We start from the raw sequence: 24149 nt of genomic DNA on the forward strand, positions 1-24149 counted from the left end.
TCAGGCAGCGGCAGCGGCTGTTACCGCCGATGTAATGGCGTCATTGTCGATGTCGTGCAGTCCGATGACGACGAGGCGCGTCTGCCGCTCTTCGCCCGGGTTCCATGCGCGGTCGAAGTAATGCTCGATGCGCGTGCCGACCGCCTGCACCACCAGCCGCATCGGCTTGCCGGGAACATCGGCAAAGCCTTTCAGACGCAGGATGTCATGATCGGCAATCACGGTTTTCAGCTTCTCGACAAAGCTCTTGGGTTCAGTCACCGGACCAAGCCCGACAACAAAGCTCTCGAACTCGTCATGATCGTGCTCTTCGCCCGCTTCATGGTCCATTTCATGGTGCGACTTGCGGTTGGCGATATCCTCTTCGGTGCCAACGCCGAGGCCGAGCAGCAGTTCGTTGCTGAGCTTGCCGAAGCTGGCCGGGACCATGTTGAGCGCGCGCGACGAGCGGCTCTGCACATCGCCGCGCACGCCATCGAGCTGCGCGTCGCTGATCAGGTCGCTCTTGTTCAGAACGATCAGGTCGGCGGCGCGGATCTGGTCCTCGAACAGTTCTTCGAGCGGGCTGTCATGGTCGAGCGATTCGTCCTGGATGCGCTGGGCATCGACCTTGTCGTGGTCATCGGCAAAGCGGCCTTCGGACACGGCGGAAGCGTCGATCACCGTGACGACACCGTCAACCGTCACCTGCGTCTTGATCTCCGGCCAGTTGAAGGCGGCAACCAGCGGCTGCGGCAGCGCGAGGCCCGAGGTCTCGATGACGATATGATCCGGACGGTCAGGACGGTCGAGCAGCTTGGTCATGGTCGGGATGAAATCATCGGCGACGGTGCAGCAGATGCAGCCATTGTTCAATTCGATCACATCCTCGTCGCGGCAGGCTTCGATGCCGCAGCCCTTGAGCAGGCCGCCATCGACGCCAAGATCGCCAAACTCGTTGATGATCAGCGCGATGCGCTTGCCATTGGCATTTTCGAGCAGATTGCGGATCATCGTGGTTTTGCCCGAACCGAGAAAACCGGTGATGACTGTTGCTGGAATCTTCTGACCCTGCATATTCCTATCCCTTCATGGTGAGCGGCAGCCCGGCTGCCACGAAATAGACTGTTGCCGCGGCCTGCGCCACGGCCTGATGGAGACGTCCGGCATGGTCGCGAAAATCGCGCGCCATGCGGTTCTCCGGTACGATACCGAGACCCACTTCGTTCGAAACCAGAACGATCGAGCCCGGAAGTTTTGGCAGCGCTTGCACCAGTTGCCGCGTCTCGGCGGTGATGTCGCGCCCGGCCATCATCAGATTGGTCAGCCAGAGCGTCAGGCAATCGACGAGGATCGCCTTGCCCGCGGCGGCAGCCCCTTGCAGGGTGTCGACCAGATCGAGCGGTTCTTCGATGGTGTGCCAGGATGAACCGCGCTGCGCCTTGTGCAGGTCGATGCGCACCGACATTTCCTCGTCCCAGGACCTGCCGGTTGCGAGATAAACGGGGTCAAGGCCGGAAGCCATGATCAGGCCTTCGGCAAAGCTGGACTTGCCCGAGCGGGCACCGCCGAGAATGAAGGTCACGCCGTGATTCAGCTGGGGCATCGCCGTCACTGCAATCGCGATGATCCGTCAGGTACGATCAAGCGGAATGCGGGCGGGGAAACGAGCGCGTATACAATGCGAGCAGCCATAACAACCTCCGTGCTGGGCCTGAAGGGACACGACCCTTCGGTTCTTGGGCAGGATTGCCCCGAGCGTTTCCTGGGAAACGCTCTATGACTGGCAGGTCTCCTGGCTCGCGGGTCACAGGATGAATGCCGCCTTCCCGGTTTCCCAGTGGCTGCCTTCTGCATATGCGTCAGGCTTTGCATTGATCCTCGCCGCTCTACAGTCGCGGGGTCGGCTGCGGTGGGGTCGCCCTTGAGGGTACAACCGTCGCATTCCCTTTTGATCCCTTGGCCTTTGGCCAATATGGGAACCAATCATGGCTGGGACGTTATTCATCCCCCACGGGAAATGTCAATGGAATGCGCGCGGTTTGCTTAGGGAGCGGCACATGCGAGCAGCGCATCCACATCCAGCACTGTTTCAAGCTCGGCGGCGATACTGTCGAGCGCGGCATCGACCCCGGCCTTGTAGTCGAATGCCTCGGCGGCAATGCCCATCGTGCCCAGAAGCGCGGCGCGAAACCGGTCTGCCCCGAAAAGCCCGTGCAGATAGGTGCCGAACACCTTGCCATCCGCCGATATGGCGCCGTCGTTGACGCCGTTGATGCGCACGGCCGGGCGCGAACAGTCCGGGCCGGTCGTCCGGCCCAGATGAATCTCGTAGCCATCGAGCGGCAGGTCGAACGGCAGCGACTGCGCCGCCACATTGCGCACGGTCTTTTCCGGCTCCATCACCGTATCGATATCGAGATGCCCGAGCCCTGCCGTCTCCGTCACGCTGCCTTCGATGCCGTCGGGATCACGCACGGTTCTGCCCAGCATCTGGAACCCGCCGCAGATGCCGATGATATGGCCGCCGCGCCGCCGGTGCAGGTCGAGATCCCTGTCCCAGCCGTTCTCGCGGAAGCGCAGGAGGTCGCCGATGGTGGACTTGGAACCGGGAATGATGACCAGCCCCGCATCGGCGGGCAGGCGTTCGCCGCTGCGCACCATCACCACATCCACCTGCGGTTCGGCCATCAGCGGATCAAGATCATCGAAATTGGCGATGCGGTCGAGCACCGGCACGGCGATCTTCAGCGCGCGGCCCTCGCCCTTCACCAACCGTTCCAAGACGACGGAATCCTCGGCCGGCAGCCGGGCCGCATCCTTCAGCCATGGCACCACGCCGAATGACGGCCAGCCGGTGAACTGCGTTATGGCTTTGAGGCCATCGTCGAACAGCGAGACGTCGCCGCGAAACTTGTTGATGATGTAACCCGCGATCATCTCGCGGTCTTCCCTTTGCAGGATTGCATGGGTGCCGACGAGCGAGGCGATCACCCCGCCGCGATCGATATCGCCGACCAGAACGACAGGCACATTGGCGCGGATGGCAAAGCCCATATTGGCGATATCACCGGCCCGCAGGTTGATTTCGGCGGGAGACCCCGCCCCCTCGACGATGACCAGATCGGCGCCCTCACAGACAATGTCCCACGACGCCATAACAGCATCGAGCAGCTGCGCCTTGAATGCCTGGTAATCGCGCCCCTTGGCCTGTCCCCAGACTTTCCCCTGCACGATGATCTGGCTGCCGGTCTCCGACTGCGGTTTCAGGAGCACCGGATTCATGTGCACCGAGGACGGCACGCCGCAGGCAACAGCCTGCAGCCACTGCGCCCGCCCGATCTCGCCGCCATCGTCGCTGACCGCTGCATTGTTCGACATGTTCTGCGGTTTGAACGGGCGAACCGTCAATCCGCGGTTGCGCGCAAGCCGGCAAAGTCCGGCCACCAGGACGGATTTACCAACATCTGACCCTGTTCCCTGCAACATGATTGCGTGCGTCATGGGCTTTGAGTAGCGGATATGTCTTTCTCTTCCTAGCCCCCGGCAAAACTGATCTGAATCGTTGCGCGGCCCCGCGCTTGCGATAGAGTGGAAATCAAGAGGAATACAGGGAGGTTATCATGGATGCGGTCGTTGATACGGCGTCCGGCCAGTTCGAACTCAATGAGGATCAGCTGGCCATTCAGGACATGGCGCGCGCCTTTGCGGCGGACCGCGTGGCGCCGAACGCGCTGGCCTGGGACCGGGACAAGCATTTTCCCGCCGATGTGATTCGCGAGACCGGGCCGCTCGGCATGGGCGGTATCTACACCAGGGAAGAGTTCGGCGGTTCGGGACTGAAACGCCTGGATGCGGTGCTGATCTTCGAAGCCCTGTCTGCCGCCTGCCCGGCTTTCTCCGCCTTCATCTCGATCCACAACATGGCGACATGGATGATCGATCTCTACGGCAATGACGAACAGCGCCAGCGCTTCGTGCCGCAGCTGACCTCGATGGACTGGCTGGCGAGCTATTGCCTGACCGAGCCCAATTCCGGCTCGGATGCCGCAGCGCTCAAGACCCGCGCAGTGCGCGACGGCGACCACTATGTCCTCAACGGCGCCAAGCAGTTCATTTCAGGCGCGGGCGATACCGACCTTTACGTCACCATGGTGCGTACCGGCGAGGATGGCCCCAAGGGCATTTCGACCCTGATCATCCCGAAGGATGCGCCCGGCCTGTCCTTCGGTGCCAATGAACACAAGATGGGCTGGAACGCCCAGTCCACCCGGCAGGTGATTTTCGACAATTGCCGTGTTCCCGTTGAAAACCGGCTCGGCGCGGAGGGCGACGGCTTCAAGATCGCCATGGGCGGGCTCGATGGCGGACGTCTCAACATTGCCGCCTGCTCGCTCGGCGGTGCGCAGTCCGCGCTCGACAAGGCGGTCGGCTATGCCTCCGAGCGCAAGGCGTTCGGCAAGGCGATCAACCAGTTCCAGGCGCTGCAGTTCAAGCTGGCCGACATGGAAACCGAGCTTTCCGCCGCCCGCGTCCTGCTCTACACCGCCGCCTCGAAGCTTGACCGCAAGGCGCATGACGCATCGAAATGGTCAGCCATGGCCAAGCGCTTCGTCACCGATACCGGCTTCAATGTTGCCAATGATGCGCTGCAGATTCATGGCGGCTACGGTTATCTCCACGATTACGGCGTGGAGAAACTGGTGCGCGACCTGCGCGTCCACCAGATTCTGGAAGGCACCAATGAAATCATGCGGGTGATCATTTCCCGCTCGATGATGGGCCGCTGAGCCACACCGCATCCGATACACAAAATACTATCAGGGAGAATGCTGCGATGACGACAGTCGCTTTTATCGGTCTTGGCCATATGGGCAACCCCATGGCCGCCAATCTGGTCAAGGCAGGCCATACGGTGCTGGGTTTTGATCTCCTGCCGGACAATCTCGAAACCGCCAGCACAAACGGCGTGACCATTGCTGCCAGCGCCGCAGCGGCGGCCGCCGGAGCCGATGTCGTCATCACCATGCTGCCCGCAGGCAAGCACGTCCTGTCGGTCTATGAGGAGATTGCCGGAAAGGCCAAACCGGGTGCGCTGTTCATCGATTCCTCGACCATTGACGTCGATTCCGCCCGCAAGGCGCACGACGTCGCCAAAGCCCATGGCCTGCTCTCCGTCGATGCGCCGGTCTCCGGCGGTATCGGCGGCGCGGCGGCGGGAACCCTGACCTTCATGGTGGGCGGCGCAGCCGATGCGTTCGCCGTTGCCGAACCGGTCCTGAAGCCCATGGCAGGCCGCATCGTACATTGCGGCGAGCCCGGCGCCGGTCAGGCCGCCAAGATCTGCAACAACATGATCCTCGGCATTTCCATGATCGGCGTCAGCGAAGCCTTCACGCTCGCGGAAAAACTCGGCCTGTCGCATCAGGCGCTGTTTGACGTCGCCTCGACCTCGTCGGGCCAGTGCTGGTCGCTGACCACCTATTGCCCCGTCCCCGGCCCCGTGCCGACATCGCCTGCCAACAACAGCTACAAGCCGGGCTTCGCCGCCGCGCTGATGCTGAAGGATCTGAAACTGTCGCAGGAAGCCGCCCGCAGTGTCGGCGCCGCGACGCCGCTCGGCCAGCACGCGGAAGAAATCTACGCGGCCTTCGGCGCCGCCGGAAACGAAGGTTCGGATTTCTCCGGCATCATCAATTACCTGCGCGATGCCACGCGCGAAGGCTGACCGCACCGGCAAAGCTTTGGAAATTTCCAAAATTTAGATTTGCTTAAGCTCTCGCTAACCTCGCGGTAACGATGTCCGGTTAAAACTTTGCATGGAGCAGACAAGACCCTGCTTCATGCTCCGGATCAGGTACTGCGTACCGGGGCTGTAATCTCTGCCAGCGTATTGTACGGCAGAAAGCCATGCGTCATTTGGCAAAAAACCGCACTGCTCCTCACGGACAGGGCGGTTTTTGACTTGGGTCTTCATCAGACAAGAGCACAAAGAAAAACCGCCGCCCTGACCGGACAGCGGTTTCAGAAAGCCTGCGGCGTCTGGACGATCAGCCGGCCGAACGGGTCCAGATGAAGGAAACCGCCGATGCGATGCCGCTCCTGGCATTGCTGGATGGCGCATTGCGCTTTTCCGTGGCATTCCAGGCAATGTGGACGCGATTGTTGCGATTGAAGATGTAAAGCATTTGGGCACCTGAAGGGTAAAACGTCTGTTGCCGCTCAAATGCGCTTTTTGCCTAAAGTTTGATCACGTTTTTTCGTCATGGCGTGTCGCATTTACAGCAACGACCTGTGCAAATTTGCATGGCAGCTATGCTTAAATGCGGCTTCGGCCGCCACAATTGCTGGCGTTTCGCGCAAAGCACCAGCAAAATCAACGATGGCGCAGACAGCAAAGCCGAAAACCTGCCTTAATTCAGCCTCCGCCGCTCAAACGCTTGTAATTGGCCCGCAGTGTTTTCCGGCCGGGCCGCAGTGCCGCCCGTGTCGCTTTATCGACGGTGGCCTGGGCAATGGCGGCGGGCGACTTGCCGCTCCACACATCCAGCCAGAAGGTCGCTGCCGAATTGATCACCGACAGCTGCGCCGCGACGACGCCATTGGTTACGGCAGCCATTTTTTCGGTGACGGCCCGCGTCGATTCCGGCTTGGAAGACGTCTCCGTCATCCCCTCGAGCATCAGCATCGGCAGACGCATGGCGATGACCATCGACGCCATCTGCATGTCATGGGGTGTACGGCTCTTCGTCGGAGACTTCATGGTTTGGGCCCTTTGCGTTTGAACGCCGCATCAACCGGCGGTTTCAGGGCATTGTACCACAGATGGAATGCAGTTCTGTTTCACCGACAGTGGAGGGTTCAACCCCGGATTGCGGCTGACGACCGGGAAAAGTCCATTGGAATTCCTTCACAGGAAAATCCGGCGCTTAGAGCCAGTAAAACCGGGAAAAACCGCAGGACAGTGAATGAATTGATGAAGAAAAATCACCTAAAGCATTGATATTTCATCATCCGGCTTGTTACACTTCCCCCATGAACATTGTGACATTCGGCTTCACAATTGGTTTTCCCGCGTCGTTAAATCGACAGGTGCTGTCGCGATATACCGCATTAATTCCATGAAACCATTGCATTCTGATACGATAAGGATGCCAAATGGCACGCAAGCGAACAACTGGGTAAGGCAGTACCAAGTTAAGATTCGTACCGGGTGAACTGTCAAAACGAGTGGGAGACAAAACTGATGAAGAAGCTGCTTGCTTCAACTTTACTGGCCGCAGGGTTTTTCGGCTTTGCCGGAGCCGCTTCGGCTGCAGGATGCGGTTCGGTTACCATTGCCAATATGAACTGGCCATCGGCGGAAGCCCTGGCCAATCTGGACAAGCTGGTCCTGACCGCAGGTTATGGCTGTGATGCGGAACTGGTTGCCGGCGACACGGTGCCGACCTTCACATCGATGATCGAAAAAGGACAGCCTGATATCGCGCCTGAAGGCTGGCTCAATTCCGTTCGTGAGCCGCTTGAAAAGGCAGTCAAGGAAAACAAGCTGGTTTACGCTGCGCCCGCCATCACCGAAGGCGGCACGGAAAGCTGGTGGATCCCCAAATATTTCGCCGATGCGCATCCGGATATCAAGACGATCGCCGATGCCATGAAGCATCCGGAGCTTTTCCCGTCGCCGGAAGACCCCAAGAAGGGCGCCGTGTTCAACTGCCCGTCGGGCTGGGCCTGCCAGATCACGACGACCAATTTTTACAAAGCCTATGAAGGCGACAAACACGGTTTCACTCTTGTTGATACCGGTTCTGCCGCTGGCCTCGACGGCTCGATTGCCAAGGCCTATGAGCGCAAGGAGCCCTGGCTCGGCTATTACTGGGGCCCGACCGCGATCCTTGGAAAATACCCCATGGTCAAGCTCGACAACGGCGTACCGTTTGACGAGAAGGAATGGCAGCGCTGCACGACCATTGCCGATTGTCCGGATCCAAAGCCGAACGGATGGGCAAAATCCGACATCTACACCATCGTCACCAAGAAATTCGCCGACAAGTCGGGGCCTGCTTTCGATTATCTGAAGCAGCGTCAGCTTTCCACGGTCGAGTTCAACAAGCTCCTCGCCTGGATGGTCGATAATCAGGCAACCGGCGAAGACGGTGCAAAATACTATCTGAAGAACAACGAAGCCACCTGGTCGAAGTGGGTTTCTGCGGAAGCCGCTGAAAAGATCAAGGCCGCGATCAAGTAACCGATGGATGCGGCGGAGACCTGCTTCGCCGCATCGCACCATCCCGAATGGGCCGAACGTTGCCGCGTCCGGTCGCGATGGTCATTTGATGACCCACAAAGAAGGGGACGCACCATATGGATTGGTTCTACTCATTCCCGAAAATGAATGACGAGACACTCCGCAATTTAAAAAAAGCCATGGATGAAGGCTTCAAGGCTTTCACCCGCAGTTACGGCGATGTGATCGAGTCATTTTTCCAGCCGCTGCAATATTTCCTGATCCAGGCCGAAAAATTCATGACGACGACGCCCTGGCCGATCATGGTTCTCCTGATCGCCGGCATTGCCTGGCTCGCCAGCCGCAACTGGAAGATCGTGGCCGGAACGGTCATCACCCTGCTCCTGATCGGCTATTTCGATATGTGGAGCGATGCGATGAAGACCATCGCGATGATTTTTGTCGGCACTGTCGTCTCCGTCGTCGTCGGCATTCCCATCGGCATCATCATGGCGCGCTCCGACGGCTTCCAGCGCATCGTCAATCCCATTCTTGACGTCATGCAGACCATGCCGAGCTTCGTCTACCTCATTCCCGTGGTCATGCTGCTCGGCATCGGTAAGGTTCCCGGCCTCATCGCGGTGGTGATCTACGCCATTCCGCCGATGATCCGCCTGACCAATCTCGGCATACGGCTCGTTGACAAGGACGTGCTCGAGGCCGCCGATGCCTTCGGCTCATCGAGCTGGCAACGCCTGAAGAACGTGCAGATCCCCCTCGCCCTGCCCACCATCATGGCCGGTATCAACCAGACGATCATGATGGCGCTCGCCATGGTGGTCATTGCCTCGATGATCGGCGTCCAGGGTCTCGGCCAGCCGGTCCTGCGCTCGGTCAACGGCCAGTTCTTCTCGCTCGGACTTTTCAACGGTCTTGCCATTGTCGGCATTGCCATCATTTTTGACCGCGTCAGCCAGGCCTATGGCATGCGCCTTCAAAAGCACCAGGAGGTGGTTCATGGCTGATCGTTCCGTTCAGGGCGCCGGTATCCAGATCAAAAATCTCTACAAGATTTTCGGCCAGAAACCGGGAGCTTACGTCGATGCCGTCAAAAAGGGCATGACCAAGACCGAACTCAATGAAAAGCACAACCACGTGCTCGGCCTGCGCGATATCAATATCGATATGCCCGCCGGCTGCATCCAGGTGGTCATGGGTCTCTCGGGTTCGGGCAAATCGACGCTGATCCGCCACATCAACCGGCTGATCGATCCGACGGTCGGCGAGGTCATCATCGGCAACGCCGATGTCTGCAAGATGAACCAGAACGACCTGCGCGAATTTCGCCGCCACAAGACAGCGATGGTTTTCCAGAAGTTTGCGCTGCTTCCCCACCGCACGGTGCTCGACAACACGGTCTATGGCCTGGAAATCCAGGGCCTGAGCCGGGCAAAGCAGGAAGAACAGGCCCGCCGCTGGATCGAACGGGTCGGCCTGAAGGGCTTTGAGGAGAATTATCCCAACCAGCTGTCGGGCGGCATGCAGCAGCGCGTCGGCCTTGCCCGCGCGCTGACCAATGACGCGCCCATCCTGTTGATGGACGAAGCCTTTTCCGCCCTTGACCCGCTGATCCGCATGGACATGCAGTCCGTGCTTCTCGACCTGCAGAAGGAAATCAAGAAGACCATCGTGTTCATCACCCACGATCTTGATGAAGCGCTGCGGCTCGGCGACCGGATTGCCATCCTGCGCGACGGCGAGGTGGTCCAGCAGGGCACCGGACAGGATATCGTGCTGAAACCTGCCGATGAGTACATTTCAAGCTTCGTCAAGGAAGTGAACCGCGGCCGGGTGATCATGGTGGACACCATCTCGACCAAGGGCGACGGTTCGGCCAATGCCGGCGGCGTGACGGTCAAGACCGGCACGATCCTTGAGGAAGCGGCCAAGACCATGACCGACGCCAACCAGCAGCACGCAACCGTTGTGGACGAGGCCGGCAAACCGCTTGGCGTCATCAGCATGAACAACCTGATCCAGGCGATGGTCACCCCCATCAGCCATCTGACCCATCAGGCGGCGGAGTAGGCGCTCTCACCCCCCTCTGGGCTGCCGCCCTCCGGGGCGAGCCACGGGTCTCGCCCGTCCTTCGGCCCCCCCACAAGGGGGGAGATCACATCGGCATGAACGCTTTTGCGTTGTTTTCAATGTTGAAGACTGGCTGAAACAGCAATGACAGCTGATCTCCCCCCTTGTGGGGGAGATGTCCGGCAGGACAGAGGGGGGTGAAAGACCCCCATCACAAAAAAATCACACCAACTTATCCACGTTCTCCCAACCTCGCTTATTCTCATTCCTGTCCTTTCCGGCGGGAATGCTTCCGGAAACCTTCGAAAGTCGGGAAAGGATCGGCGCTTTGGCTTCACGAGGGAAAAAACCTCGTGCGGCCGGGGAGGTTTGGCCCAATGGTGAAACATCGGGCAAAAACCTGAAAACGCCGGGGCGGGTGGTCCTTGGATCGCAAGCATAGCATACAGCATACCCCAAGACCCGCGTTCCAAGGACCGCCCGTCATTCTCCTCTCTCAACAGCCAGACGCATTTGCGGGCGTGGCAAGGGGAACAAACGGGCTGCGCAGGCGCGCGCCCTTTTCCGCCCATTTCACCCGTCCGCCAGCCATGTCGCTTCCCTTGCGCTCGGCGTCGCTCAGGCCGCGCACGATTGCCGCGTCTGTGGCGATAGTGGCACCATCGCAAGTGAAGGGCATGAGCTATGAGTGAACCGGCAGCAGACATCGAAATCCCCGCAACGGCACGCGATCACGGCCGGCGTGGCGGACGCTCCCGCCCCCGCAGCGTTGAAAGCGGCGCCTTCGACCAGCCACCGTTCCGGCAGTTGAAAATCCCGTTCACGCCGACAAAAATCATTTCCGACGACGAGCTGGAATCGATCCACAACGCCTCGCTGCGCGTGCTGCAGGAGATCGGCGTCGACGTGCTGCATGATGGCGCGCGCGAGATCATGAAGACGGCAGGCGCCGATGTGCGCCCCGGCTCCCAGCGCGTGCATTTCGACAAGGACATGATCCTCGACTATGTCAGCCATGCGCCGTCGGAATTCACCCTGCATGCGCGCAATCCCGCCCACAATGTACGCTTCGGCGGCAACAACCTGATTTTCGCACAGATGGGTTCGGCGCCCAATTGCTCCGATACGGACAATGGCCGCCGCTCCGGCAATCAGGCGGATTTCCGCAACTTCGTCAAACTGGCGCAGATGCACAACATCATCAACACCACGGGCGGCTATCCCGTCGAGCCGATCGACATTCATCCCTCGGTGCGCCACCTCGAATGCATCCGCGATCTCGCCACACTCTCCGACAAGGCCTTCCACATCTATTCGCTCGGCAAGGAACGTAATCTGGATGGCATCGAGATCGCCCGCCTCGCCCGCGGCATCAGCCAGGAGCAGCTGCAGAACGAGGCCTCCTGCTACACCATCATCAACACCAATTCGCCCTTGAAGCTCGACGTGCCGATGATGGAAGGCATCATCCATATGTCGGGCAATGGCCAGATCGTCATCGTCACGCCATTCACGCTGGCGGGCGCCATGGCGCCGGTGACCATCGCCGGGGCGCTGGTGCAGCAGAACGCCGAAGCGCTCGCCGGCATCTCCTTCACCCAGATGGTCAAAAAGGGCGCGCCGGTCGGCTATGGCGGCTTCACCTCCAATGTCGACATGAAATCCGGGGCGCCCGCTTTCGGCACGCCCGAATACATGAAGGCGCAGATGGTCGGCGGCCAGCTTGCCCGCCGCTACAAGATCCCCTACCGCACCTCCAATGTCTGCGCCGCCAACACGGTCGACGCGCAGGCGGCCTATGAATCCGTCTTCTCCCTGTGGGGCGCGATCCAGGGCGGCGGCAATTTCATGCTGCATTCCGCCGGCTGGCTGGAGGGCGGCCTGTGCTGCTCCTATGAAAAGATGATCCTCGATTTTGATCTGCTGCAGATGGTGGCCGAGTTCCTGACCCCGCTCGACCTGTCGGACGACGCGCTCGGCATCGAAGCCATGCGCGATGTTGGCCCCGGCGGCCATTTCTTCGGCACCGCTCACACCCAGTCGCGCTACAAGACGGCCTTCTACGCGCCGATCCTTTCCGACTGGCGCAATTACGAGACGTGGCAGGAGGCCGGTTCACCCACGGCCATCGAGCGCGCCAACCGGGTCTGGAAGGAACGGCTTGCCACCTATGAGAAGCCCGCCATCGACCCGGCGATCGAAGAAGAGATCAATGCCTTCGTCGCCCGGCGCAAGGCTGAAGGCGGCGCGCCGACGGATTTCTGACCGCCGCACCGGACTCTAACGCACAACACGTTGAATCACATTTTTACACATGAGGCATAAGTGAATGAAATCGCACGTTAAAGCAGTGGTCATTGGCGGCGGCGTAGTCGGATGCTCGGTCCTCTACCATCTCGCCCGCGCCGGCTGGACCGATGTCATGCTGATCGAACGCTCGGAGCTGACATCCGGTTCATCCTGGCATGCGGCAGGCGGTTTCCACACGCTGAACGGCGATCCGAACGTCGCCAAGCTGCAGGCCTATACGGTCAGCCTCTACAAGGAAATCGAGGAACTCTCCGGCCAGTCCTGCGGCCTGCACCTGACCGGCGGCGTGATGATGGCTGACAGTCCCGAGCGCATGGATTTTCTGCGTCTTGCCCATGCGCGCGGCCGCTATCTCGGCATGGACACGGAACTCATCACCCCCTCCGAAGCCAAGGCCATGTTCCCGCTGATGGACGAAACCAACTTTGTCGGCGCCATGTGGGATCCTGTCGAAGGCCATCTTGACCCGTCCGGCACCACCCATGCCTATGCCAAGGCCGCCCGCAAGCTGGGGGCTGAAATCTCCCTGCGCAACCGCGTCGTCGAACTGACGCAGGAGGTCGACGGCACCTGGAACGTGGTCACCGAACAGGGAACCGTGAAGGCCGAGCATGTGGTCAATTGCGGCGGCCTGTGGGCACGCGAAGTCGGCCGCATGGTGGGGCTCGAACTGCCGGTTCTGGCGATGGAGCACATGTATCTCCTGACCGAAGACGTTCCGGAAGTGATGGAATTCAACCAGTCGACCGGGCGCGAGCTGATCGGCGTCATGGATTTCAAGGGCGAGATTTACACGCGGCAGGAACGCAACGGCATCCTGCTCGGTACCTATGAAAAGGCGGCCAAGCCATGGTCGCCGGTCAACACGCCATGGGATTTCGGCCATGAACTGCTGGCCCCGGATATCGACCGCATCGCCCCGTCGCTTGAAGTTGGCTTCAAGCATTTCCCCGGCATCGAAAAGGCCGGCATCAAGCAGATCATCAACGGCCCCTTCACCTTCGCGCCGGATGGCAACCCGCTGGTCGGCCCTGTCCCCGGCCTGACCAATTACTGGACCGCCTGCGCCGTCATGGCCGGGTTCAGCCAGGGCGGCGGCGTCGGCCTCGCGCTTTCCAACTGGATGGTGCACGGCGAACCCGGCTTCGACGTCTGGGGCATGGATGTCGCCCGCTTCGGCGAATGGGCCACGCTGCGCTATACCAACGCAAAAGTGCGCGAAAACTATTCGCGCCGCTTCTCCATCCGTTTCCCCAACGAGGAACTGCCCGCCGCACGGCCGCAGCAGACGACGCCGCTCTATGACACCATGCTGGCGCAGAACGCCGTCATGGGCGATTCCTGGGGTCTGGAAACCCCGCTCTGGTTCGCCCCGAAGGGAACTGAGGCTAGGGATATCGTTTCCTACCACCGCTCCAACGATTTCGAGCATATCGGCAACGAAGTCCGCGCCACGCGTGAGCGGGTCGGCGTCACCGAAATCGCCAACTTCGCCAAATACGAAGTCACCGGCAGCGGCGCGGAGGCCTTCCTGTCGCGCTTGATGACCAACACGATGCCGAAAGTCGGGCGTCTGGTCCTCACCCCCATGCTGAACGAGAAGGGCAAGCTGATCGGCGATTTCACCATCGCCAAAGCAGCCGAAGACCGCTTCCTCATCTGGGGCTCATCCGCCGCCCAGCGCTACCACATGCGCTGGTTCCAGAAGCACCAGCCGAAAGACGGGTCGGTGCATATCCACCGCTTCGACCAGACGCTGGTCGGCCTGTCCATTGCCGGACCGAAAGCGCGCGACCTGCTTGCCAAGCTTGTTGACGAAGACGTGTCCAACACCGCCTTCCGGTTCATGGATTTCCGCGAAATGGCGGTCGGCGGCGCGCCGTGCAAGGTCAACCGCATTTCCTATACCGGCGATCTCGGCTACGAAATCTGGATGGAACCGGCCTATCAGCGGCTGGTCTACACCGCCATCAAGGCTGCGGGCGAGGAATTCGGTATTGTCGATTTCGGCATGCGCGCCCTGCTCTCCATGCGGCTTGAGAAGAATTTCCCGACCTGGTTCCGCGAACTGCGCCCGATCTACGGCCCCTATGAAGGCTCGATGGATCGTTTCATCAAGCTCGGCAAGAACGACTTCATCGGCCGCGAGGCGGCGGCGCAGGAAAAGGCCGAATTCGATGCCGGGACCAGCAAGAAGCTGCGGCGGGTCTCGCTGATCATCGATGTGCCTGATGGCAATGGCGCTGCCGATGTCATGGGCGACGAGCCGATCTGGGCCAAGGTCAGCAAGGATTACGGCGTCGTCGAGGCCGGACACGGCATCGGCGCACCGCGCTTCAACGATGCGGGCGCGGTCGTGTCCTTCGAGGGCGACAAGGGTGCGGTGCAGGGTGAATGGCGCGTGGTCGGCTGGGTCACATCGGGCGGTTACGCCCATTATGTCGGCCATTCCATGGCGCAGGGCTATGTACCCGCCGAGCTTGCCGACAACGAGAATGCCGGGCTGTTCGAGGTCGAGATCTTGGGTCTTCGCCGCGCCGCCCGCATCAACATCGAGCCGCCCTTCGATCCATCCGGTGCCAAAATGCGCGGGTGATCGGACCACGCACGATAGATATGCAATGTGGATCTAAACAGCCACACCTTCAAACGCCGAGACAAAGGGCAGGCCCTTGCGCCTGCCCGTCCAGCCCACGACAATGAGGGCGCTGGCGGCTTCGTGGTGACGCTGGGCGAGCGCCCACGACTTGCAGTCGATCGCGGCGATATCGGCGCGGCCTGACGCCACCGCCTCGATGGACAGGCGGTGACCGCCGGTCTCGACAAGCCGCGCGAACAGTGCGAACCCCTCACCCTGCAGCGCCAGGTCGCGCTCCATGGCAAGATAGCCCGACATGGAATCAGGACTGTTGAAGGCAAAGCGCTTGCCCCGCAGGCGATCCACCGGCAGCACCGGTTCACCGCCACGCGGTGCCGCAACCGCCAGCCCCTCGCCCCGGCGCATGACAAGCGCGCTGGAATAGAACGCCTCGTCGCCGCCCGCCACGCCGGAATAATCGTCCTGCCCCGCCACATGCACATGCGCGGCAAGGCCGAGCTCCATCGGTCCCCAGCAGGTCTGGGCGAGCAGCAATGCCGGATGGCGCCACAGCGCCGGCAGGTCGAGTTCATCGGGCGGCAGCGTCGCCGGATCGGGCGCAATCACCGCGCCCGAGGCATCGCGGATTCCGCCGGGAACGGGCGGCAGGTCGCCATTGCGCCGCGTCAGGTAATCCGGCGCATCGAACCCCCTTGCCCGCAGCCTGTCGCGCAGGACAATCCACTGCGCATCCACTTCGGCGCGCCGTTCCGGCCAATCATACATCGGCAAGGCTGCAATAGGGGTCATGCGGGGATGTTACTCTGTCGGAGGTTCGGCGGGAATAGGCACGCTGGTGCCGCCCTGCAGGGAAATGCCGTGACGGCGCGGATGAAAAGCCCGGGCCGTTGCCGGTTCACGCCGCAGCACCGGATGCACGACCTCTTCCTTGCTGCGGAAAGCATAGGCGCGCAGGATCTCGAAATAGTTGCGGAAGACATAGCCGCCATTCATGGCCTTCCACTCTTCACGTTGCTCGCTGTAGAGCTTCGGCAGCTTGTACCACGGAACCGTCGGCCGCTTGTGATGGACGAAATGCAGGTTGTTGTTGAGGAACAGCAGCGCCAGCGGCGATGTCTCGACGATGATCGTGCGGCCATCCGGACGCTCGGACCATTGATGCTCGCAATAGGTGCGGATGGCGATGATCGACAACCCGGCATAGGCCGATGTCACGGCATAGAGCCAGAGCGGAATGCCGAACCCCAGCAACAGGGCAACCAGAACGACAAGCCCGGCAGCATGCGACAACCAGGCATTGCGTACCTTGCGGTCGCCGCCCGAAATCAGCCTGGCCTCGCTGATGAGGAAGCCTATCACCATGAGAACCGGCCCGATGACAACCCGGCCAATGAGCGTATTGTTCCAGCGCAGCAGGGTTTTCAGGATGCCCGGCAGCTTATCCCAGTCGCCCAGCGCCCGGTAATAGCTCTCCGGATCGTCATAGGGATCGGTCAGCCGCTCATCCGCATGGTGCTTCAGGTGCAGATGCTTGTAACGGCGATAGGGATAGAACAGGCCGAGCGGCAAAGAGACGAGAAGTTCGTTCAGCCAGCCGCTGCGCGTGGGATGTCCATGCAGGGCTTCGTGCTGCAGCGAGGAGTGAAACGCCACCGCCACCGCCATCAGCGCCAAAGCCGCGAATGGCATGGCGGGATAGAGGTATGCGCCGGCCGCGAACCACAGTCCGTAGCAGACGAACATCAAGCCGATGGTTGGCCATTCGATGCCGGGGTGCTTGCGTTCCCGGCCGGTTTTGTCAGTTGGTTCTGTTGTATGTGCTTCTGATTCCATGATTTTCATGGTCTCACTGTCCAAAACTGTCAGCAATGATATTATTGTGAGAAACCGTTGATTTTGCGCACCAAATCTTGCATTTGTTGTACTCAGTAAACAAAGAGGCGGAAAAATGGACAAACGCGATCTGTCGCGCCTGTTTCAGGAGCGGATCAGGAGCCTGCTCAACCGCAGCGGCGACAACCAGTCGTCCTTCGCGGCAGCGGTCGGCATCGACCGCTCCGCCCTCTCCCAGCTCCTGTCCGGCCAGTCCACCCGCCTGCCGCGCGTGGAAACGCTGCTCAACATTGCCGAGCGCTATGCGGTGTCGCTGGACTGGCTGCTCGGCCTCAGCCAGGACGAGGGCATCATCGGCGAACTGCGCGCCAGCATGGAGATCGAGGAAGGCGTCGACGGCTTCGAGCGGACGCTGCTGGTCCGCTGGCATGCGGAAGCCTCGGGCAGCAAGATCCGCTATGTCCCGGCCCGCATTCCCGACCTCCTGCGCACCCAGGCGGTGATCGCCTACGAGACATCGCTGGTGCACCGCGATCCCGTCACCCAGATCGCCGAAACCGCGTTCCGGCTGGATTACAACCGCCAGCCCGGCACGGACATGGAAGTGTGCATGCCCTACCAGACCCTGCGCGATTTCGCCAAGGGCGGCGGCATCTGGGGCGACCTGTCGCGCGATATCCGGGAAGAACAGCTGCAACGGATGAGCGCGCTGATCGACGAGCTCTACCCGTCCTTCCGGCTCTATCTGTTCGACGGGCGCGAGCGCTTCTCGGTGCCCTATACCGTCTTCGGCCCCTACCGCGCCGCAATCTTCGTCGGCGAGATGTATCTCGTCCTCAATACAACGGAGGCGGTCTTGACCATGCAGCGGCATTTCGACGGGCTGATCCGCGTGGCAAAGATCAACGCCCACGAGGTTGCCGCCTATGTCTCCGCGCTCAAGGCCGAATGATGCGTCAGCGCTTGTCGCAAATGAAGATTGACCACATATAAAGACTTCCTTATATCGTTATCTAAATAGCACCAAAGGAACGCGCCATGACCACAGCCAATCCGCTTGCCGATCTTCTTGCTGAAAAAGGTGTCCTTTTGGCTGACGGCGCGACCGGCACAAACCTGTTTGCCGCGGGCCTGGAGGCCGGTGAAGCGCCCGAACTGTGGAATGAAGCCCAGCCGGAAAAGATCATTGCCCTGCATCAGGGCTTCGTCGATGCCGGGGCTGACATCATCCTCACCAATTCCTTCGGCGGCACGCGGCATCGCCTGAAGCTGCATCACGCGCAGGACCGGGTTTTCGAGCTGAACAGGAAGGCCGCCGAGCTCGCGCGCACCGTGGCCGACAAGGCCGGGCGCAAGGTGATTGTCGCCGGATCGGTCGGGCCGACCGGCGAACTGCTGGTGCCGCTTGGCGCGCTGACCGAAGAGGATGCCGTTGCCGCCTTCACCGAACAGCTGGAAGGCCTGAAGGCCGGCGGCGTCGATGTCGCCTGGATCGAAACCATGTCGGCGCCCGGCGAGATCCGTGCCGCTGCAGAAGCTGCCGTCAAGGTTGGCCTGCCCTATGTCTATACCGGCTCCTTCGATACGGCGGGGAAGACCATGATGGGCCTGCCGCCGAAAGATATTCACGCGGTCGTCGACGGGCTTGCCGCGCGCCCTGTCGCGGTGGGCGCCAATTGCGGCGTCGGCGCCTCGGATATCCTCGCTTCGCTGCTCGACATGTCGGAAGCCGATCCGCAGGCCACCATCGTCATCAAGGGCAATTGCGGCATTCCGGAATTCCGCGGCGCGGAGATTTTCTATTCCGGCACGCCGGAACTCATGGCCAATTATGCGCATATGGCGATTGACGGCGGCGCAAAGATCATCGGCGGCTGCTGCGGCACCTCGTTCGTGCACCTGGCCGCCATGCGCAAGGCACTCGACAGCCATGTCAACGGCACCCGGCCGACGGTGGAGACCATCATCGAAACCATCGGGCCGATGCGCAACAAGCTGTCCGCCCATGCCGATGACCTGCCCAAGCGCGAGCGCCGCGGCCGCCGGGGCTGAGATCGGGCCATTTGGCATGTGAGACAAAAATGGCCGGGAAATCCCGGCCATTTGCTTTTCAACCATGCAACTACCTTATTTCTTAGCTTCCAGCGCATCGGCCAGCCGCACCAGCGACAGGAATTCGCTGCGATAGCCAAAGGCATCGTCGCCGCGCGATCCCGCGCCGAGCTTGGCAATGTCGGCATAGCTGTAGGTCGCCAGACTGTCCGTCCCGCGCAGCTTTTGACCGAAGGCGGCAACGGCCGTCGAGAACCGCACATCATCCGATGCGGCTGCCGAAACCTCATTGGCCTTTGTCACCGGCGTCGTGATCAGCTTGCTCACATCTTCGTTCGGCAGCTTGTAGCGGATCTTGAAGAAGGCATATTCATCCGATCCCGCTTTCGCATCGGCAGTTGCTGCATTGGGCTTGGCGTAGCGCAGGTCATCGGTCAGCACGGCCGGACTGTTCTTCGGCGTGATCTCGTAAATGGCCGTCACCGTATGTCCCGAACCGATTTCACCGGCATCGATGCGGTCATTGTTGAAATCCTCGCGCTTGAGGGCACGGGTTTCGTAGCCGATCAGCCGGTATTCCGCCACCACAGCCGGATTGAACTCGACCTGGATTTTCACATCCTTGGCAATCGGAAACAGCGTCGAGGTTGCTTCCTGCACCAGCGTCTTTTCCGCTTCGGCCAGCGTATCGATATAGGCGGCGGTGCCGTTGCCGTTCTGCGCCAGAACCTGCATCATCTCATCGTTGTAATTGCCCTCGCCGAACCCGAAGACCGACAGGAACACGCCCGATTTGCGCTCATCCTCGATCAGTGTCTTCAGCTCATCGTCGCTGGACTGGCCGACGTTGAAATCGCCGTCGGTGGCCAGCATCACGCGGTTGACGCCGTCCTTGACGAAATTGGCCTTGGCGAGGCGATAGGCCTCCTTGATACCCGCTTCGCCCGCCGTCGATCCGCCCGCCTCCAGCCGGTTCAATGCGTCAAAGATTTTTGCCTTGTCCTTCACCTCCGTCGGTTCCAGTACGGTTCCGGCATTGCCCGCATAGGTGACGATCGACACCTTGTCCTTCGGGTCGAGCTTGCCCACCAGCATGTGGAAGGCGGATTTCAGCAGCGGCAGCTTGTCCGGCTCATCCATCGATCCCGAGACATCGATCAGGAACACCAGATTGGCGCGCGGCTTTTCCGCCGGGATGACGTCATAGCCCTTGATGCCGATATGCATCAGCTTGGTGTTCTGGTTCCACGGGGTGGGCGTTACGGTGATCGTGGTGTTGAACGGCGTCTCGCGGCTCTGCGGCCCTTTCCAGTCATAGGGGAAATAATTGATCATCTCCTCGACGCGCACGCTGTCGGGATCGGGCAAGGCACCGTCCTTCAGCGAACGGCGCACCATGGCGTAGGAGGCCGTGTCCACATCGATCGAGAAGGTCGACACCGGATCATCGGCCACGCGCTTGACCGGATTGGTATCGAACCGCTGCACCCGGTCGCCCGAGGATTGCTGCGGCGCAATGGCGGCCTCGCTATCAAGCTTGGTGAAGCTTTGATTGGCCATGGGAGCCGGTGCAGCGAGGCTGTCCTGCGCCATTTCCACGGCAGGCGCGGGCATGGGGGCCGCGGGAACGGGCTTTTCCGCCGCCTGCCCGATGGTTTTCGAACTGCTGAGCGCTTCAACCTGCCCGGCAAGCGGCGCCCGCTTGACAGGCAACGGGCTCGGCGCGGCCGGTTCAACCGTTGGCAGGGGCTTCGGCTCGTCAACCTGCGGCGGCTGCGCCGCTATGGTGACGGGAGCCTGCTGATCCCCCGCCAGCATGCGCGGGTCGTGCATCATGTTCCAGGAGACATACCCCGCAATCGGCAGGATCAGCAGGCCGCCGAGGGCCGATGTCGACAACAGCAATTTCTTTTCCATCGTTTCACTCCACAATTGGGTTGCGATGGAACTGAGACGCCGGATAAATCCGCTTCCTTGGGTCTGCACTGCGGTATTTTTTGCATCGGCAGTGTCGAACGCCCGCATGGCCGCCTGCAGCGCGGCGCGCTTGGCCGCATCGGATGGCGGTGGCGGCGTCATGCGGCCGAGCTGGTTCAAGTCTTGATCGTCGGTCATGTCAAAAGCCCTCCGGCGCGCGCAGGATGCGCTTCAGCCGTTTCTTGGCATCGTGGATGTGCCACGAAACCGTGGCTTCGGCGCAATCGAGCACTTGGGCTGCATGCGCATGATTCAATCCCTCCCCATAGACCAGCAGGACGGCGTCCGCGGTCTTGTCAGGCAATGTCTTGACCGCCGCCCACAGCGCGTTGACACCGGCCTCGGCATCCGCGCCATCGGCAACCGGTGCATCGTTGAGCAGCTCGCGGTGATAGGCTTCGGCCTTGCGCTTTTCCCGCGCATGACGGCGCAGGTGATCACGCGCGGCATTCAGCGTCATCCGGTAGAGCCAGGTCCGCAGCAGACCCTCGCCGCGCCACTGGCGGATGGCACTGCCAAGCTTGATGCAGACATCCTGGGCGATATCCTCCGCATCGTTGCGGTTGCCCGACCAACGCCAGGCAATGCGGTGGATGAAGTCGTAATTCTGCTCGATCAGAAGCCCGAATGCGCTGCGATCCCCCGCGCGCGCCTGCGCCACAAGGGTTGAAACATCCGCCATGTCATCCGTCAAACGGGAAGTGTCCAAAATGCCTGTCACCCTGTTCATCGCAGCTTTGACGATGCGATGGCGTCAATCCTTGGGTGAAAAAATGCAATCAATCAAAATATTTTTTGGCTGGCGTCAGGCGGAGGCGAATGCCGCCATGTGAAAGCGCTGCTGTTCCGGGGTATAGGCGTGTTCGCGGCCAACGGGACAGGCCAGCCGGGCAAGACAGCCGCCATCCCTGCAAAGCGCGCCCTCCGGCACCGCAAGATGCCCCCGGCAGCGGTCCACAGCAAAGCCGGTCCCGTCGAAAGCATCGACTGGACAGGCATGCAGGCAGGGCTTGTCGATGCAGCTATCGCAGAGATGATTGTTCAAGGGAACAGCGGGAAAACCGATTGCCCTGTCAAACAGCAGCGCGCCGCGAAACGCCTGCCAGAGCCCATATTCGGGATGAATCAGCAGCCCCAGCGGCGAAGCAGACAGACTTTCCGCCCGCTTTGCCCATTGCTGGAAAGGCAGATAGGGCTTGTCCGACGGAAACACCGCCTGCCCGCCGAGTTTGTCCGCAACCTGCGTCAGCACCGCCTTGGACCATGCATCCAGCGGATCGGGCTGACCGCTGTGTGCCTGCCGCCACCGTGTAAAATGCGGCCAGATCGATGAACCGAAATGGCCGGCGAGAACAACGCTGCGCGCTGCAGCGCCGTGGTGCAGGCCGGGCGCCGTCTCACCGGGTCCAAACACGAAACCGCCGCGCGGAACGAGACCATGCGGTTCCAGCGCGGCGGTGATCTGGTCGAGGAGCGGATCGGCAACAATCATCCGGGGCCTGGACCCTTCACAGCAGAGGCCCAGACGTCCTGATGGATCAGACTGGCCACTTTAGCCCGGCCGTCCTCGGGCTTCTTTCAGGTGAATGCGTCGGGCATCGACGCCTTCTTCTTGGCGATGAATTCCTTCAGCGATTCGTCGATGGCCGGATCGAGATACGGCGCCTCGTAGCTTTCGAGCCAGCGCCGCGCCAGCTCGTTGCCGCGCTGGTCGGCACGTTTTTCGCCTTCGGCCAGCCACTGCTCGTAGGAATTGTTGTCGGCAATGTTGGAGCGGTAGAACGCCGTCTGGAAATTCGCCTGTGTGTGGTCGCAGCCGAGATAGTGGCTGCCCGGCCCCACCTGGCGGATGGCATCCATCGCCTGGCCGTTCTCCGAGAGATCGACGCCCTCGGCGAATTTCTGCGCCATGCCGAGTTGGTCGATGTCCATCATGAACTTTTCATAGGAAGAGACGAGACCGCCCTCGAGCCAGCCGGCCGAATGCAGCACGAAGTTTGTCCCGGCCAGCAGCGTCGAGTTCAGTGTATTGGCGCTTTCATAGGCCGCCTGCGCATCGGAAACCTTTGAGGCGCAGAGCGAACCGCCGGTGCGGAACGGCAGCCCGAGACGGCGCGCCAGCTGTGCAGCGCCGTAGGAGACCAGCGAGGGTTCCGGCGTGCCGAATGTCGGCGCACCCGACTGCATCGAGATCGACGAGGCGAAGGTGCCGAAAATGACCGGAGCGCCCGGACGGATCAGCTGGGTGAAGGAGGCACCGGCCAACACTTCCGCCAGAACCTGCGTCAGCGTACCGGCAACGGTCACCGGGCTCATGGCGCCGGCAAGAATGAACGGCGTGACGATGCAGGCCTGGTTGTTGCGGGCATAGACCTTCAGCGCGCCGACCATGGTTTCATCGAAGACCATGGGGGAGTTGGCATTGATCAGGCTGGTCAGGACCGTGTTCTGGTCGAGATAGTCCTCGCCGAAGACGAGCTTGCACATGGCAATCGTGTCTTCCGCCCGCTCGGGCGCGGTGACCGAGCCCATGAACGGCTTGTCGGAATATTTGATATGCGCATAGACCATGTCGAGATGGCGCTTGTTGACGGGCACGTCGACCGGCTCGCACACGGTGCCGCCGGAGTGGTGGATCGACGGCGCCATATAGGCAAGCTTCACGAAATTGTTGAAGTCCTCGATGGTCGCATAGCGGCGGTTGCCTTCCAGATCACGCACGAAGGGCGGCCCGTACACCGGCGCGAACACCGTGGCCTTGCCGCCGATCTGGACAGACCGTTCGGGATTGCGGGCATGCTGGGTGTAGATCGAGGGCGCTGTCTTCAAAAGCGACCGCGGAAGCCCCTTGGGGAAATGCACCCGTTCGCCTTTGACGTCGGCGCCGGCTTCGCGCCAGAGCTGCAGGGCTTCCGCATCATCGCGGAACTCGATACCGACCTCTTCGAGAACGGTATCGGCATTGGCTTCGATCAGCGCCAGCCCTTCCTCATCCAGCACTTCATATTCGCGAATCTTGCGGGTGATAAAGGTGAGCGACTTGCCGGGGCCGCCGCCGGAACGGGCGGCGCGGCGGGCGGCAGC

At 61.2% G+C, this 24149-nt stretch carries 22 protein-coding genes and 1 riboswitch; of the genes, 10 read left to right on the plus strand and 12 right to left on the minus strand.

Annotation, left to right across the window (positions count from 1 at the left end; translation table 11 throughout):
- From cobW to ACTJJ7_RS18795, 3 genes are all read right to left on the minus strand, one after another.
- Positions 1-1056, minus strand: a complete 1056-nt coding sequence (gene cobW / locus ACTJJ7_RS18785) for a cobalamin biosynthesis protein CobW (protein ID WP_105732310.1) — start codon at positions 1054-1056, stop codon at positions 1-3.
- 4 nt (positions 1057-1060) lie between these two features.
- Positions 1061-1585, minus strand: coding sequence for a bifunctional adenosylcobinamide kinase/adenosylcobinamide-phosphate guanylyltransferase (gene cobU / locus ACTJJ7_RS18790; RefSeq protein WP_440968455.1), 525 nt, complete (start codon positions 1583-1585; stop codon positions 1061-1063).
- A gap of 162 nt (positions 1586-1747) precedes the next feature.
- Positions 1748-1981, minus strand: a riboswitch (cobalamin riboswitch).
- A 44-nt stretch (positions 1982-2025) separates the two neighbouring features.
- Complete coding sequence (locus ACTJJ7_RS18795) at positions 2026-3483, minus strand: cobyric acid synthase (RefSeq protein WP_440968456.1); 1458 nt, start codon at positions 3481-3483, stop codon at positions 2026-2028.
- A gap of 119 nt (positions 3484-3602) precedes the next feature.
- Here ACTJJ7_RS18795 and ACTJJ7_RS18800 point away from each other — a divergent pair, with 119 nt between their 5' ends.
- Both ACTJJ7_RS18800 and mmsB read left to right on the plus strand, forming a co-directional pair.
- Positions 3603-4769, plus strand: a complete 1167-nt coding sequence (locus ACTJJ7_RS18800) for an isobutyryl-CoA dehydrogenase (protein WP_440968457.1) — start codon at positions 3603-3605, stop codon at positions 4767-4769.
- Between the two features lie 29 nt (positions 4770-4798).
- On the plus strand, positions 4799-5707 hold the full coding sequence (gene mmsB, locus ACTJJ7_RS18805) for a 3-hydroxyisobutyrate dehydrogenase (protein ID WP_440968471.1): 909 nt from the start codon (positions 4799-4801) through the stop codon (positions 5705-5707).
- A 322-nt stretch (positions 5708-6029) separates the two neighbouring features.
- Here mmsB and ACTJJ7_RS18810 read toward each other — a convergent pair whose 3' ends face one another.
- Both ACTJJ7_RS18810 and ACTJJ7_RS18815 read right to left on the minus strand, forming a co-directional pair.
- Positions 6030-6167, minus strand: a complete 138-nt coding sequence (locus ACTJJ7_RS18810; RefSeq protein WP_158531234.1) for a hypothetical protein — start codon at positions 6165-6167, stop codon at positions 6030-6032.
- 230 nt (positions 6168-6397) lie between these two features.
- Positions 6398-6742 carry a hypothetical protein gene (locus ACTJJ7_RS18815; RefSeq protein ID WP_130270133.1) on the minus strand — a complete coding sequence of 115 codons (345 nt, stop codon included), beginning with the start codon at positions 6740-6742 and terminating at the stop codon, positions 6398-6400.
- A gap of 483 nt (positions 6743-7225) precedes the next feature.
- Here ACTJJ7_RS18815 and ACTJJ7_RS18820 point away from each other — a divergent pair, with 483 nt between their 5' ends.
- From ACTJJ7_RS18820 to ACTJJ7_RS18830, 3 genes are all read left to right on the plus strand, one after another.
- Positions 7226-8227, plus strand: a complete 1002-nt coding sequence (locus ACTJJ7_RS18820) for an ABC transporter substrate-binding protein (protein ID WP_440968458.1) — start codon at positions 7226-7228, stop codon at positions 8225-8227.
- A 116-nt stretch (positions 8228-8343) separates the two neighbouring features.
- Complete coding sequence (locus tag ACTJJ7_RS18825) at positions 8344-9231, plus strand: ABC transporter permease (protein ID WP_440968459.1); 888 nt, start codon at positions 8344-8346, stop codon at positions 9229-9231.
- Positions 9224-10294 carry a quaternary amine ABC transporter ATP-binding protein gene (locus tag ACTJJ7_RS18830; RefSeq protein ID WP_440968460.1) on the plus strand — a complete coding sequence of 357 codons (1071 nt, stop codon included), beginning with the start codon at positions 9224-9226 and terminating at the stop codon, positions 10292-10294. The genes ACTJJ7_RS18825 and ACTJJ7_RS18830 overlap by 8 nt, the downstream gene beginning before the upstream one ends.
- Before the next feature lie 496 nt (positions 10295-10790).
- Here ACTJJ7_RS18830 and ACTJJ7_RS18835 read toward each other — a convergent pair whose 3' ends face one another.
- Positions 10791-10973 carry a hypothetical protein gene (locus ACTJJ7_RS18835; protein ID WP_130270131.1) on the minus strand — a complete coding sequence of 61 codons (183 nt, stop codon included), beginning with the start codon at positions 10971-10973 and terminating at the stop codon, positions 10791-10793.
- Positions 10974-10978: 5 nt separating this feature from the next.
- Between ACTJJ7_RS18835 and ACTJJ7_RS18840 the strand changes: the two genes are divergently transcribed.
- Both ACTJJ7_RS18840 and ACTJJ7_RS18845 read left to right on the plus strand, forming a co-directional pair.
- The gene (locus tag ACTJJ7_RS18840; RefSeq protein ID WP_440968461.1) at positions 10979-12559 is read left to right on the plus strand and encodes a trimethylamine methyltransferase family protein; all 1581 of its coding nucleotides are present in this window, start codon (positions 10979-10981) and stop codon (positions 12557-12559) included.
- A 64-nt stretch (positions 12560-12623) separates the two neighbouring features.
- Complete coding sequence (locus ACTJJ7_RS18845; RefSeq protein ID WP_440968462.1) at positions 12624-15200, plus strand: GcvT family protein; 2577 nt, start codon at positions 12624-12626, stop codon at positions 15198-15200.
- A gap of 33 nt (positions 15201-15233) precedes the next feature.
- On the opposite strand, the gene ACTJJ7_RS18850 is transcribed toward ACTJJ7_RS18845, so the two are convergent.
- The gene (locus tag ACTJJ7_RS18850) at positions 15234-15992 is read right to left on the minus strand and encodes a phosphate/phosphite/phosphonate ABC transporter substrate-binding protein (protein ID WP_440968463.1); all 759 of its coding nucleotides are present in this window, start codon (positions 15990-15992) and stop codon (positions 15234-15236) included.
- Positions 15993-16001: 9 nt separating this feature from the next.
- Positions 16002-17036 (minus strand): fatty acid desaturase, encoded by a 1035-nt coding sequence (locus tag ACTJJ7_RS18855; protein WP_440968464.1) that lies wholly within the window; start codon positions 17034-17036, stop codon positions 16002-16004.
- 115 nt (positions 17037-17151) lie between these two features.
- Here ACTJJ7_RS18855 and ACTJJ7_RS18860 point away from each other — a divergent pair, with 115 nt between their 5' ends.
- Both ACTJJ7_RS18860 and bmt read left to right on the plus strand, forming a co-directional pair.
- A complete protein-coding gene (locus ACTJJ7_RS18860) occupies positions 17152-17988 on the plus strand; it encodes a helix-turn-helix domain-containing protein (RefSeq protein WP_105732295.1) in 837 nt (278 codons plus the stop codon).
- 86 nt (positions 17989-18074) lie between these two features.
- The gene (gene bmt, locus ACTJJ7_RS18865; RefSeq protein WP_105732294.1) at positions 18075-19088 is read left to right on the plus strand and encodes a betaine--homocysteine S-methyltransferase; all 1014 of its coding nucleotides are present in this window, start codon (positions 18075-18077) and stop codon (positions 19086-19088) included.
- Between the two features lie 75 nt (positions 19089-19163).
- Here bmt and ACTJJ7_RS18870 read toward each other — a convergent pair whose 3' ends face one another.
- A complete protein-coding gene (locus ACTJJ7_RS18870; RefSeq protein ID WP_440968465.1) occupies positions 19164-21203 on the minus strand; it encodes a vWA domain-containing protein in 2040 nt (679 codons plus the stop codon).
- 1 nt (position 21204) lies between these two features.
- Positions 21205-21747, minus strand: a complete 543-nt coding sequence (locus ACTJJ7_RS18875) for an RNA polymerase sigma factor (RefSeq protein WP_440968472.1) — start codon at positions 21745-21747, stop codon at positions 21205-21207.
- 28 nt (positions 21748-21775) lie between these two features.
- Here ACTJJ7_RS18875 and ACTJJ7_RS18880 point away from each other — a divergent pair, with 28 nt between their 5' ends.
- Positions 21776-21898 (plus strand): hypothetical protein, encoded by a 123-nt coding sequence (locus ACTJJ7_RS18880; protein ID WP_440968466.1) that lies wholly within the window; start codon positions 21776-21778, stop codon positions 21896-21898.
- Here ACTJJ7_RS18880 and ACTJJ7_RS18885 read toward each other — a convergent pair.
- The gene (locus tag ACTJJ7_RS18885; RefSeq protein WP_440968467.1) at positions 21871-22557 is read right to left on the minus strand and encodes a hypothetical protein; all 687 of its coding nucleotides are present in this window, start codon (positions 22555-22557) and stop codon (positions 21871-21873) included. The genes ACTJJ7_RS18880 and ACTJJ7_RS18885 overlap by 28 nt on opposite strands.
- Before the next feature lie 86 nt (positions 22558-22643).
- Positions 22644-24149 (minus strand): trimethylamine methyltransferase family protein (locus ACTJJ7_RS18890; protein ID WP_440968468.1); only part of this gene is annotated, 1506 nt, incomplete at its 5' end.

It is taken from the genome of Phyllobacterium sp. 22229 (assembly GCF_052056495.1).
Taxonomy (GTDB): Bacteria; Pseudomonadota; Alphaproteobacteria; order Rhizobiales; family Rhizobiaceae; genus Phyllobacterium; species Phyllobacterium myrsinacearum.